Origin of the sequence: Stenotrophomonas sp. Bg11-02, assembly GCF_002836635.1 — a bacterium.
Lineage (GTDB): Bacteria > Pseudomonadota > Gammaproteobacteria > Xanthomonadales > Xanthomonadaceae > Stenotrophomonas > Stenotrophomonas lacuserhaii.
The window spans coordinates 53,006-65,225 of record NZ_PJAY01000070.1 but is presented as its reverse complement, the minus strand read 5'-3'; the positions used below and the strand labels follow the sequence as shown (position 1 = coordinate 65,225).

At 62.4% G+C, this 12,220-nt stretch carries 14 protein-coding genes; 5 read left to right on the top strand and 9 right to left on the bottom strand.

What is annotated here, in order from left to right; translation table 11 throughout:
• Positions 1-176 precede the first annotated feature (176 nt).
• Positions 177-1,037 carry a MobA/MobL family protein gene (locus tag CXG43_RS17455; protein WP_228756291.1) on the top strand — a complete coding sequence of 287 codons (861 nt, stop codon included), beginning with the start codon at positions 177-179 and terminating at the stop codon, positions 1,035-1,037.
• 213 nt (positions 1,038-1,250) lie between these two features.
• Here the strand turns inward: CXG43_RS17455 and CXG43_RS17450 are convergent, their stop codons facing one another.
• From CXG43_RS17450 to CXG43_RS19520, 6 genes are all read right to left on the bottom strand, one after another.
• Complete coding sequence (locus tag CXG43_RS17450) at positions 1,251-2,711, bottom strand: YfjI family protein (RefSeq protein WP_101101266.1); 1,461 nt, start codon at positions 2,709-2,711, stop codon at positions 1,251-1,253.
• Positions 2,708-3,106, bottom strand: coding sequence for a hypothetical protein (locus tag CXG43_RS17445; RefSeq protein WP_101101264.1), 399 nt, complete (start codon positions 3,104-3,106; stop codon positions 2,708-2,710). Before CXG43_RS17445 ends, CXG43_RS17450 begins: the two co-directional genes overlap by 4 nt.
• A gap of 6 nt (positions 3,107-3,112) precedes the next feature.
• Entirely contained in the window at positions 3,113-3,331 is a 219-nt protein-coding gene (locus CXG43_RS17440; protein WP_099476181.1) for an AlpA family phage regulatory protein, read from the bottom strand.
• Positions 3,332-3,544: 213 nt separating this feature from the next.
• Positions 3,545-4,075, bottom strand: coding sequence for a hypothetical protein (locus tag CXG43_RS17435; RefSeq protein ID WP_143570088.1), 531 nt, complete (start codon positions 4,073-4,075; stop codon positions 3,545-3,547).
• 114 nt (positions 4,076-4,189) lie between these two features.
• The gene (locus tag CXG43_RS19525; protein WP_232767862.1) at positions 4,190-5,035 is read right to left on the bottom strand and encodes an HNH endonuclease signature motif containing protein; all 846 of its coding nucleotides are present in this window, start codon (positions 5,033-5,035) and stop codon (positions 4,190-4,192) included.
• Between the two features lie 659 nt (positions 5,036-5,694).
• Positions 5,695-5,799 carry an SOS response-associated peptidase gene (locus CXG43_RS19520; RefSeq protein WP_223181836.1) on the bottom strand — a complete coding sequence of 35 codons (105 nt, stop codon included), beginning with the start codon at positions 5,797-5,799 and terminating at the stop codon, positions 5,695-5,697.
• 110 nt (positions 5,800-5,909) lie between these two features.
• Here CXG43_RS19520 and CXG43_RS17420 point away from each other — a divergent pair, with 110 nt between their 5' ends.
• Entirely contained in the window at positions 5,910-6,371 is a 462-nt protein-coding gene (locus tag CXG43_RS17420) for a VOC family protein (protein WP_101101262.1), read from the top strand.
• Between the two features lie 94 nt (positions 6,372-6,465).
• Here CXG43_RS17420 and CXG43_RS17415 read toward each other — a convergent pair whose 3' ends face one another.
• Together CXG43_RS17415 and CXG43_RS17410 are read right to left on the bottom strand one after the other, a co-directional pair.
• Positions 6,466-7,239: an EAL domain-containing protein gene (locus tag CXG43_RS17415; protein WP_101101260.1), complete on the bottom strand. Its 774-nt coding sequence runs from the start codon at positions 7,237-7,239 to the stop codon at positions 6,466-6,468.
• Positions 7,240-7,319: 80 nt separating this feature from the next.
• Positions 7,320-7,922, bottom strand: coding sequence for a hypothetical protein (locus tag CXG43_RS17410; RefSeq protein ID WP_101116326.1), 603 nt, complete (start codon positions 7,920-7,922; stop codon positions 7,320-7,322).
• Positions 7,923-8,151: 229 nt separating this feature from the next.
• Between CXG43_RS17410 and CXG43_RS17405 the strand changes: the two genes are divergently transcribed.
• Complete coding sequence (locus CXG43_RS17405; protein ID WP_101101256.1) at positions 8,152-8,586, top strand: BLUF domain-containing protein; 435 nt, start codon at positions 8,152-8,154, stop codon at positions 8,584-8,586.
• A 21-nt stretch (positions 8,587-8,607) separates the two neighbouring features.
• On the opposite strand, the gene treA is transcribed toward CXG43_RS17405, so the two are convergent.
• The gene (gene treA / locus CXG43_RS17400; protein WP_101101254.1) at positions 8,608-10,227 is read right to left on the bottom strand and encodes an alpha,alpha-trehalase TreA; all 1,620 of its coding nucleotides are present in this window, start codon (positions 10,225-10,227) and stop codon (positions 8,608-8,610) included.
• A gap of 352 nt (positions 10,228-10,579) precedes the next feature.
• Here treA and CXG43_RS17395 point away from each other — a divergent pair, with 352 nt between their 5' ends.
• Both CXG43_RS17395 and CXG43_RS17390 read left to right on the top strand, forming a co-directional pair.
• Positions 10,580-11,266 (top strand): hypothetical protein, encoded by a 687-nt coding sequence (locus CXG43_RS17395; RefSeq protein ID WP_157825101.1) that lies wholly within the window; start codon positions 10,580-10,582, stop codon positions 11,264-11,266.
• Between the two features lie 2 nt (positions 11,267-11,268).
• Positions 11,269-12,159: a hypothetical protein gene (locus tag CXG43_RS17390; RefSeq protein WP_101101250.1), complete on the top strand. Its 891-nt coding sequence runs from the start codon at positions 11,269-11,271 to the stop codon at positions 12,157-12,159.
• Positions 12,160-12,220: the final 61 nt, after the last annotated feature.

Here is a 12,220-nt window from a genome sequence, read left to right as displayed (position 1 = left end):
TAGGCATCTCAGGCCTGGACCGCCGAAGGTCTGGCTGTGTTGCTCAAGCGAGCCGCTTTCGCCATCCAACTTCAGTGTCATGAAGAACCAGTAAAAGTAATTTTATACCTGCGTAACACTACCCTATGAGCAAGGGTGGGTTCGATGATTGGTAGTTCGCAGTAATCAGTGCTGGCTTGTCCCATATTGATAGGGGGGGCAAAGCCTTCGCGCACTTACCGTTTCCCCACGAATCACTTCAATTGCTCAAAGACCGGCCAAGGCAACCTGGCCGGTCTTTTCATTTCTACAACCAAGAAAAGGGTAGTGCGCTGATGGCAACGTTTCATGTTCAAATCAAGAGTGGAGGCAAAGGAACCGCAGGTGACCATGCGGATTACATCGCCAGAAATGGCTTTCACCGCAAACGCGACGATCTGGTTCATGCGAGCCATGGAAACCTGCCGCGGTGGGCGGACAACAATCCGAAGGTCATGTGGAGGGCCGCGGACAAGTACGAACGCAAGAACGGTGCCGCATACCGGGAGGCGATCATTGCGCTGCCTGCTGAGCTGACAGCAGAGCAGAACGCGGCTTTGGTGGACGATATCGTTGCGAAGCTGACGCCTGGAAAGCCATACCAGTTTGCAATCCATGCGCCATCATCCTCGCTGGAGGGTGAGGCCAATCCACATCTCCACCTGATGACGTGTGATCGCATGGATGATGGAGTCGAGCGATCTTCAGATCGCTTCTTCACTCGGTACAACAGTAAGCGACCGGAGGATGGCGGTCGCAGGAAAGCCAGTGGAGGACGCAATCGCATGCAGCTCAGGGACGAGGTCATCGCGATGCGAAAGTCGGTGGCGGACACCATCAATCAGCATCTTGAGATCAACGGGCATGCTGCGAGGGTCGATCACCGGACGCTCAAGGAGCAGGGCGCTGATAGAAGGGCTGAACGCCATCTCGGACCGGCGAGGATTCGAGGAATGTCACCGCAGGAGAAGGCTCAATACGTTTCGGTACGTCGAAATGGCGAGAGCGATTCGGCCTGACCTGCCGTGGGGGCTACGATGGGTTGGTGGGTCAGTGCCATGACCCTAGCGGCGTGCCGGTAGGCCTGCGCTGGGGGCGATTTGCGGCACTTGTAGCAGAATCGCACGTCGTGCAATCGGTTGTTCCCTCAAATCGGCCTTTCGGCAGGGGGATAAGGAGCGAGGCCGCCCCGTTAACGGGGCGGCCTCGGTCGCTGTAGTTGGCAGGGTCTCCTACTGGGTCGTGATCTGGCTGAAGACTGCCCCGTTCAAGTGGATCCAGAGCCTGCCTTTCCCTCGGGCGGAGTCTTGATGCATCACGCGGACAGAGTCCTCCATCTGCAGTTGATGGAGTGCCGCTTCGAAGCGTCCCTGGTTCCGGATCGGGCCGCTCTTTCGTACTTCGTTGCGCACAGCCGCCCCATATCCAGCACACCAGTAGCGCCTCCACAGGTACATGGCCAGAGTGCGGACATCCTTGGCCTGCTCAGGCTCGTGATTCCTGTCTCCAAATACATCGAGGAACTCTTGGAAGTGCCAGCCCACGACTTCCAGCGCTCGGCCCAGAGTTTCCTTAGTGATCAGGTTGCCCTCCTGTGCGCTGAAATGGTGCAGGATTGCGGCAACCCGTCCCGTGATCTCCATCGATTTTGATGCGAAGTCCCGAACACTGGACAGATCGCCATCCTGGCGCAGGCGCGGTTCGATCGCGTTCTGAGTGTTCACCCAAAGCTCTTTCGCCTCTTGCGTGAACGTGAGCGTCTTACGGGTGTTATCACCGGCGATACGACGTGCCTGTGCGGCCGTGAGAAGTTCGCTCACACGCTGATGGAATCGGGGCAGCTGCTCCCAGACAGGTTCCTCAAGCGACATGAAGCGGAAGCCCTGCGTGGACGCGGGCCACGCGACGAGGTATCGCGCGAGGTGACCGGACCCGCGAGCCACCTCACCCCGCTTGTTCATGAACTCCCTGAACACCCTTTCCTGCACCATCATGCTGATGGTCAGGCGAGGATTGTTGACCACGATGCTGTCGTCTGCGCGATCCAGCGTCAGTGTTTTGGCGCCGTCCCAAGCCTTGTTGAGCGTGCCAAACTTGTTCATGGCACCTCCCTTGAGCACGATTTCGCCTTCATCACTCAGGATTGCGATCGACTTGCCATCGCCCTGCATGCTTTCCATCAGGGGGCGTTCGGTGATGTTCTGGTGCACGATGCGACTGAGGACAGGCTTGGCGGGCTCGCACGCGCCATGGCTGATGAGTTCTTCGCGCAGTTGTTCGATGTCGTCGTCTGTGCCGCTGTCCAGTGCCTTGGCTACCCTGCGTTGCAGGGACGCCTCCTTGGCATCCCAAAGGCGCCGGTCTGCCTTGTAGGCGAGCAGGGCCAGGGCGTGATCTCTTGCCACCTTCTCGTCGTGCTCGTAGATGGGCGCGCCAACAATACTGTCGGTGGCCGACTTGCGTTCGCCGGAATCGGCAATGACCAAGACATCCAACGAAACCGGGCGGAGCTGGCCAGTGGGGAGTTCGACATCCACATCTCCCTGCGACGCGATGGACATCGCCGTGAGGAACGAACCGGCGATCAGCGCGTCGGGCGCTTTCAGGTTGTGCTGGACTTCCAGGATCGCGTCCCGGATGGCGCTGTACATAGCGTGGATGGGGTAGGCGCGAGGCAGATAGGGAGTGTTCATTCCTTACCCTCCTCTTCAACGCGGGAGCCCGAAATGCTGGGGATCTTCTGGGCCTCCATCGCCATCATCTCCTTGAAGCGGGCAGGATGGAGCTTCAGCCCCTTTTCCGCGAGGGTGGCCAGGATCGCTTTTTGTGTGACGTTCTTTTCCAGCATCTCGACGATCGCCGGATAGAGCAGCGAGAAGAGCTGGCCCTTCCGGTGCTGAGGGTTGGATTGCAATTCCCGAAGCGCTCCCATGATGTCGTCGGCTTCGAACTGAAGGTCATCGTTGATGTTGTGCTGCATTTTGTTTACCCAGAGTCTTGTGAGGTGGTCCGCCACGTTGTGTGGCGGGGTGTGGCAGGTAGCGTTTAAAACAACGCCCCGCAGGACAGTCGCGAACCAGTCGCGCATCTACTGTCAGTCCACACCCCCTCTGGCCTGCATCAGGCCAAGGATGTAGTCGTCAATTTCGTGCTCGATGAAGCCGACGCTTGAGCCGTAGCGCACGGGCTTCGGCAGGTCAGGGTCGAAGTAGGGTGATTTCCGATCGAGACGCGTGTAGAGCGTGGAGCGCGCAAGGTTCAGGCGCTTCGTAGTCTCGAGCAGGGAAATGATTTGGAGTGGCTGCGAATTCATGAGTGTGTCGGCAAGCTGATGCTTGGGACACACGCTAAAAATTCGGAGAGAAAGTGCCGATCCCTACTGGATGCAATCCGCTTTTATAGCGGCTATCGGGTTGAATAATAGCGGCAATTCAACGTCGTTGTGATGCACTCGGACGAGCGTGCCGCACGCTCGCCAGGAGTCCGCGATGTATCAGGAGCGCATTGGCCGGTACTGCAGATGCAATCAGCGGGTTCGCCTGCTCGTCGGAGGCAAGATTCTCTTGATGTCCTGGCGCTTGAGCAACGCGCGCCACTGATAGTCAGTTGCATTGAATCCGGAGACCTCGTCGGCCAGTTCGAAAAACTGCCGATGGACCTCTGGGCGGCTCTTCCATCCGTTCTTGGGTGTCGCGGCAATGAGTTTGCGGGCGACAGCGTCTTGAAGCTGCTTGGCGTTCTCGCCCTTCTTCAATCCGCCTTTGCGGCCATATTGCTCTAGCTTCGCATTGATGGCCTGTTCTGGCGTAGTCAGGGACTCGGCTTCATTGATGCCAATGAGGTACCCCAAGTGTTCCGATGCTTGGACGAGATAGGACCAGGCAGCAGGTTCTTGGTTCTCTTGGATGGCGCCGGCGGCTGCCTTCAGCAGATCGACTACCGATTCGCGCTTCAGCCCGTTGAAAAAGATGACGTCGCTGCGGCTGGACTTTTCGGGTGTACTGTCGAACATGGCTGCGAGTGCTGCCAAGGTTTCTTGAACGCTCTTCTGTTTCACCTGTACGACCATCCGCAACGATTCGTGTACTTGAGAAGCTTAACTCGACGGTCTGTGCGCTGGTTCGCTCGATGGAACACAGACACTTTGAGCAGCTCAAACAGTCGCATGGGTTCATGCTCTCGGATGGCCAGCTTGGCACCGCGCAGCGTGATGGGCGAGGTGAGCCGGGTTGGGGTGGTGAACCGATGCTGCAGGCAGGACCAGTGCCTTGTTCTGCAGGACAGCGTAGTCGGTGATCAGCAGCGATGGTGCCAAAGCCACCGTATGCTCGGGAGTGATCCAGAGCAGGTGGCAATCGAAGAGCGTGTGGAGGTCGGCGCGCAGCAACAGGCCGTTGTCCACCCGGTTCGTATGCGCGCCCTTGTAAGGCAGCACGTGCGCGGCTTCCAGCACCTCCAGCGCGGAGCACCCGGTGACAGCGCAGCGGCCGCCGTAGGCGTCCAGCAGCTTGGCGCGGAACAAAGGCTGGCCGCGGCGCTGGGCCACAGCGCGCATCGCCGAGACGCGGGCGTCGTGGTCGCTATCCACTTGAGCGGCGAACGCCCCTGCCTGCGCTTCGGCCTCCACCCGCGCTTGGTCGACCATGACCAGAGGCATGACCTTCCACTTTCCGTCGCCGCCCTTTAGCAGGTCCACGTGTCCGTGGTCCGCTGGGTTGAACAACACGTAGCGGGTGCGCCGCGGCGGGCCCGGATCGACCAGCTTGAACAAGCGGTCGTGCGGGTGATCCTGATTACTTCGCCAGTTCGTGCGGGAGTAGTTGTAGTGGATTCGACTGGGGGAGTTGACAGTGAACAGCTCCAGGTCGGAGCGGGCGTTGCCCAGCGGGTCGTTAGGGTGGTGCGACAAGTCCCACTCCTCGACCTCGGCCAGCGACGCGCTACCCAACGCCTCAATGGCGTCGACGGCTCGCCAATACTTGACGCCATCGCGTCCCGGCTTCTGTGTGGCGGCCATCGGCTACGTCCCCCGTCCAATTGTCCCCACGGCCCATGGAGGTGAGCCCCAAGCGCGGCGAGATGAAGAAGACTGGATAGTACTTTCCTGTACAGCGTGGGACTATTGCTCCACTGCTCACAGCGATCGTCAGGCTTCGAATCCAGTCCCCTTCTGGGGAATGTGAGTAACGGTGCGAGTAACCGCAGCTCGCCGTCTGAGAGAAGTTCTTCCCCAGCAATCGCTTGGAGGATGAATGTGATTGATGGTGGGCCACCATTTAAATCAATGGCTTGTATCTCCGTGTTCCTAACACCATAAGTTGGCCGCTTCGGACAACTTATCAGGGTAAAAAAGGTAAAAGATGGCCACACGCGTAGAACTAGGTCCTGTCCTTCACTGAGTCTGCGGGGCGATAAGCGCGAGGGCACATCAGGCGCGGCAATCCTGGAGACATCAGAGCCGCCAGGCAGGATCAGAAGGTTGCAGCTTTTTAGAGCCGTCCGTGATATCGGGGCAGAACCCAATCAACCGAGAAACTGCGAAGGCTGCCCGTCATCGTTGTGAGGGATGTTCACCGCCCGGCTGACTCGGCATGCCTCCATAGAAGTGGGGGCTCGCTGGCCAGCAGCATCGCCATGGCGTCGTCGTCGCCGCTCGGCGTCCATCCAGTTATCGACCTAGCCAAGCTGCAGCCACACCGGCATCCTGTCGTGGATATCGGCTGACACGCCGCTGCTGCCGTCGGTGATGACGGTGAAGGCGCCGAGGCCGCCATTGCGCATTCGCTTGACCGAACAAGCCGCGCCACCTAGATTTCCTGATGAAACCCACTATTACGCCGTAACCCCAAAGACGGCCCACATGCCGAGTCGGCCCCTATGATCATGCAGCCATGACCAAGACGACGCACCTCGTTGGCGTTGATCACGCCGGCTTTACGGTTTCCTCCTTGGACGAATCCATCCACTTTTGGACCCAGGCGCTGGGTTTCGAGCTGCAACGCCAATCGGAGATGGGAGGCGATTTCCTGTATCAGGTTACAGGCGTTGATGATCCGAACGTGCGCACGGCAATCGTCTCGGCGCCGAATGGGTTCATGGTTGAGCTGCTGCAGTACTCTGGAGGTCGCCAGCATGGAGCCGCGCCGGAAAGTGCGGGTGCGATCGGAGCTGCACACCTGGCTTTGACCGTGGAGGATATTCACTCCGCCATCGCCCGTGTAGAGGCTGCGGGATGGAAGGCGAAGGGCAGTCCACAACCCATTCCAGGCGGTCCACGCAAGGGGACACTAGCGGCCTACGTCTCCGGCCCCGATCACATCACAATCGAGTTCATGCAGCCGCCAAGCAGGTGATGGGCGTGCAGAGGAAAGTGAACTGGCATCACTGTCAGGTGCGGCCATCAAGACACGCGCTCTTGGCGAGTGTTATCGCCAGTTCTTCGTTGGGTTATCGACCCATGTCTGGCAGGGCAATGTCGGCCTGGTGCACGGCGCGCTCGAACTGCGGCCGACCGAACCAATAGCCCTGCATCAGGCGGATGCCGAGATCCGACAGACACTGCGCCTCATCGCCGGTCTCTATGCCTTCGGCAATGACCTCAATAGCCAACTGCCCGCACATGGATACCACGCCGGCAACGATCGCGCGTCGTGCAGGGCTGTGGTCGATCCCCCGGATCAGCGCCATGTCCAGCTTGACCATGTCCGGTTGGAAGTCGGCCAACAGGTTCAACCCCGCAAACCCGGCACCGAAATCATCGATCGCCGTCTTGAAGCCGATTCGTTTGTACTCGCTCAGGATCTCGGCCAGCCACTTGCCATCGCTGACCTGCTCGCCCTCGACGGTTTCAAAGATGATCCGTTGGACCGGAAAGCCATGCCGGGCTGCGGCCTGGAGCGTAGAGCGTATGCATACCTCTGGCCGGTAGATCGCGTTGGGCAGGAAGTTGATTGAAAGGTGTGATTCCAGATTCAACGACGCCGCGATCCGGATGGCTTTCTCACGGCAGGCCTGGTCGAACGAGTAGCGGTTGTCCGCCGTTACACGTGACAGTACCGAGCTTGCCGGCTCGCCAGCCGGACCACGCACCAGCGCTTCGTGCGCGAACACCCGGCGAGCCTGCACATCGACGATCGGCTGGAATGCGTAACTGAAGTCGAACTGCAGCGGATCCGCATCGCGGCATAGGCTGCATCCAGCGCGCAGATCGGTGGGGGGCATGCGGTTGAATCCGTGCTCGGGTCGAGGCAATGAGAATAGCCGACGCCCATAACGGTCATGTGGACGCCAACGTCTTTTACTCAACCTCCGCTGCTTGACCTGATCTGCGCGGTCAGCAGGCGGGTGAGGTTGCGGCGGGCAAAGTAGCCCTGCAGCTGTCGCGCCTTGATGGTCATCGCTTTCAGCCGGGGTTGGGCGTCTGGCCGATGCTCCACCCGGTAGCAACGCGATGCCCCACACAGCTCGGCCTGGCTGGCGGTGACCAGGATCACCGTGACCTCCAGGCTGGAGAAAGCTGCCTCGGTGGCGATGTCCGGATTCTCCAGGCTGGCGCGCTCGATAAGCGTGCGGAATCGTCCCAGGTCGCGTTCGCCGCCGCTGATGAGCGCCCCCACGGTGGTTGCGCGGCGGAGGTCATCGTCATCGCCGGGAGCAGCCTGGCGCCAGCGCTCCGTGCGTTCGGGAATGACCGCGCGAACGACCCTGCCGGTGGGCTCGATCAGGTCGATGACCACATCGAGCAGGTAGACCGGTTCCAGCCCCAGGTTGGTCACCAAGCAGTGCGCATCCAGGTCTTTCCCGGCCCCGGACGTGATCAGGATGGAAGGGCGCTGCTGGCGACGATAGCTGCGCAGGAAGAAACTCAGGTAGACGACCCAGATCAACGCCGTCACGCAGGTCATGGCTGCGGTTATCAGGGGGGCGAAATGGAGAAGCTTCTGAAGCACGGTGAAATTGATCCAGTCGAGTCGACGCACGCCAGCGCGCTGACGCGCATCATCGCCCTTGAACAGCCTGCATCCTGTGAAGCATCCACCAGCAGGGCCGGGGCAGCATGCGCGTGTCGACGCCATCATCACGATTCTTTATTCGCCTCCGGGCTAAGCTCAGTCTCCGCCTCCGGAGAACGCCGTGCCGCTCCATGCCCTTGTCTATGCAAGCCAGATGGCCGCCGACCTTCCGGCCGGACGACTCGAAGAGCTCGTCCAGGATGCGGCGAGGTTCAATCATCTGGCAGGAGTGACCGGGCTGCTGCTGTTCGACGGTGAGCGCTTTCTGCAGTACCTGGAGGGCCCGGAGCAGGGCGTGCATGCAGCCTACGGGCGGGTGCTCGCCGCATCGAGCCATGTCGACATCCTGCAGCTCGCGCGGGGGCTCGTCGGGACCCGGCTATGTCCCTTCTGGTCCATGACGCGGGTGGACACGGAGCGGCGGGACCTGGGGAAGGTGGCGACGGCCGACTGGAACAGCTTCGTACGCCGGGGAACCGCGGTACGGCCCACAGCGGTTGACCATCTGGACGGTATCGTGTCCCGGCACCGGCAGCAGATGCGCACTCCGGGCTGAAGCGATCCGAGCCCGGGCGCTTCAGTCATCCGCCTCGACGTCCGCCGCGCTTTCGCATTTCTGCTTCTTCGGCGCACACAGCCGATCCAACAGCGCCAGCGTGACCCCGTTGCTCCAGCCGAAGCCATCCTGCAGCGGGTACTCGCCCCCGCCGCCACCGCCGGCCGATCCATCCACCACGTACTTTTCCACCAGCTTCTGCTCGCGGTCATACACCGATTGCACGGTGCGCAGGAAGCGTGTGCCCAGCTGCCGTGCCAGTCTGTCCTGGCCGTAGCGCTGCAGGCCATCCACGGCCACCCACTGCAGCGGTGCCCAACCGTTGGGCGCGTCCCACTGTTGGCCGGTACGGAGCGTGGTGGTCAGCAAGCCGCCTTCTTTTACCAATTGAGTTTCCACGGCGGCGGCGGTGCGTCGTGCCTGCGGCTTGCTGGCGATGTCCAGCCACAGCGGGAACAGTGCGGCGGCGGTGAGGGCAGGGCGGGTGTGGCCGGTCTGCAGGTCGCGGTCCACGTACCAGCCCTGCGCCTGGTCCCACAGATGGGTATTGATGGCGCGTTGGCGTGCCTGTGCCCGCCGCTTGAAGTCACGGCGTGCCTGCGTGTCCTTGGCCACGTCGCTGGCGTGGGCAAGCGTGCGTTCCAGGTGGAACAGCAGGCTGTTCAGATCCACCGGCAGGATGTCGGTGGTGCGGATGCTGGACAGCGCGGCCGGGTCATCCAGCCAGCGCGAGCTGAAATCCCAGCCGGACTCCGCGCCCGCACGCAGGTCGCGGTAAACCTGCGACGGTGCGCGCTGCGGTGCCTGCGCAGCCGTGGCCAGGTCGTCGGTCCAGGATTCGGTGCGTGGCACTGCGCGGGCATCGTAATAGCGGTTCAGCACGCTGCCATCGGCCAGCCGCGCCACGCGTGCATGCGCCTGCCCCGGCGCCAGCCCGTCGGCGCCGCTCATCCAGAATGCATGTTCCGCGCGCAGCTGGGGCAGGTAGCGCCGATACGCCTCATCGCCTTCGTGGGTGGCCAGCAGGTCCACCATCAGGCTGAAGAACGGCGGTTGCGAACGGCTCAGGTAATAGCTGCGGTTGCCATTGGGAATGTGGCCGTGGGTGTCGATCTGGTAGGCGAAGTTGTCCACCATGTCGCGCACCTGCTGCCACTGGTCGCTGGCCGCCAGCCCCAGCAGGGTGAAGTAACTGTCCCAGTAATACACTTCGCGGAAGCGCCCGCCAGGCACCACGTAGGGCTTTGGCAGCGGCAGCAGGGAACCATTCGGATCGACCGTGCCGGTCTGGCGGGTCAGTACCGGCCATAGGCTTTCGATATGCGCGCGCAGGGTTTCACCTGCCGGTGGCACGTAGGGCGCTGCGTCGCTGGGGATATCGAAGTTGTCGTTGACGAAGGCGTGCAGCGAAAAACCGGGCTGGGTGTGCTCGCGCTGCCAGGCCTGCACGATCGCCTCGGGCGCGCGGCGTGGTACCGCATCGGCGAAGGTCTTCTGGTCCGCGAACAGGTGCGCACCCTGCACCTGCTGGAACAGCGGCTGCAGGCGCTGGTCCGGTGGCGTGGGGTCTGCGGCGTGTAGCGCCGTACTCCACACCATCGGGACCAGCAGCAGAGTGGCCAGGCAGTTGCGTGCGCGCATGTGAGAGCCTTGGGATGAGCGTGGCCTCAACTCTAGTACAGCGACGCGCGTCGGGCAGGTGATGGCCATTGGTCGTGATTGTCTTTGTCTGTACAGTCCATCACAGGGAACCCCTCGAGGAAGCAGGTTGGCCATGGACCGCACAACGCCCCGGAACGCCCGTCGCCTGCTGATCGGGGCCGTCGTGGTGGTACTTGCGGCCATCGCCGCGCTGCTGTGGCCTGAGCGTCCGCATGCGCCTGAAGCAGCTGGCGCGGCCAGCTTCGACGCGGTGCCACCGAACGAGCCGCCGCCAGCCGCCGCCACCCCGTCCGACACGCCACCTGCGGTGGGTCAATCCGCGCAGGCACGCATGCTGGCGCTGCGCCGGGACGCCGCCGCCGGGATCCCGGCGGCGATGCGCGATCTCGCCGATGTGATGCAGCGCCGCGGATTCGGCAAGCTGCACGGCCCGCTGTTCGAAAAACATGTGGACGAGATGGCGGCGCAGATGAAGGCTGACCAGGTGCACCTGCTGCGTGCCGCTGCGGCGCGGCGGCAGGCGCTGTGCGAAACCATCCCGGGCACCTTTGACGAGCAGGTTCAGCAGCAGCGGCAGCTGTTGCAGGATGCCGCGGGCAAAGGCGACCTGTTGGCACGGCTGCGCCAGCGCACCCGTGCGTTTACCCAGCAGGCCAAGGCGGGGTTGCCGGATGATGCCGATGCGCTGATCGACGAAGCCTTGATGTCCAGCGATCCGCGCGCGCTGTTCGAGCTGGCTAGCCTGCATAACACGTCACCGGAACTGCTGGCCAAGGCCGGCATGCGTACCACCAGCAGCGATGGCGCTGCCTTGGTCCTGGTGGCTTGCGAGCGCGGCCTGGACTGTAGCGCGAGCTCTGAATTCGGCGATGATCTGTGCATTACCAGTGCAATGTGCACGGAGGATCTCGATACAGTGGTATTGAACGCCGCTGCTGCCGAGGGCAGGACGGAGGAGGTCCAGGCCCGCATGCAATGGATGCGCACGATGCTCGACGAAGTGGATCGCGCGCGCTGAACATGGCACGGCGCTACCGGTTGCTGATCGGCTTGACCGCCGTGCTGCTTGCGGTCATCGCCGTCCTGCTGTGGCCCAGGCCTGCGGCGACGTCCGTAGTCCCTGCGGTGCCGGCTGCCGAAGCCGCTGTGCAGCGTAACGACAGGCCACGCCCTGCGGCGCCACGCGAGATCCAGGCAGCGCCTGCCAAGTCCGGCGCAGAGCGCGTCCTGGCGCTGCGTCGTGATGTTGCGGCCGGCGATCCAGTGGCGATGCGCGATCTCGCCGAACTGATCCTTCGCTGCGGCTTCGGCACCTCGCACGGTGCAGGACTGTGGTCGCAGGTCGATTTTCTGGCTGGGCATATGAGGACGGACCACGTGCCGCTGCTGCGCGCCGCCGCCGCCCGGCGTGGTGCGCTATGCGAGAACATCCCGGGTGACCGCAGAGCCCAGGCGCTGCAGTACCGCCAGTTGCTGCAGGATGCAGCGAAGCAGGGTGATTTGTTGGCGCGCCTGCGGCAGCGCAGCCGGGCCTGGGATGCCGAGCGCGAAACCGCCCTGCCTGACGATGCCGCGGCGCTGGTTGAGGATGCGCTGATATCGGACGACCCGCGGGCGCTGTATGAAATGGCGTACCTGTACACGCTGAGGCCGGGTGCACCCGTGCAGGCAGGCATCGGGTCCAGCCGGCATGACCACACCGCATTGGTGCTGCTGGCATGCGAGCGCGGGCTGGACTGCGGCGTAGGGTCGGACTATGCAGACGATATATGTCTGAACAGTGGCGACTGTGCAGGAGGCTTGGATTCGCTTCTGTGGCGGGCGGCTGGCGCAGAAGGTGCCACGAAGGACGTGCAGGCGCGCATGCAGTGGCTGCGCACGCTGCTTGATGAAGTGGATCGCGCGCGCTGAGCTGCGTGGGTCAAGCCGCCGAGCGTGGCTCGGCGCTACCGGGGATCATGGTTGCTGATCG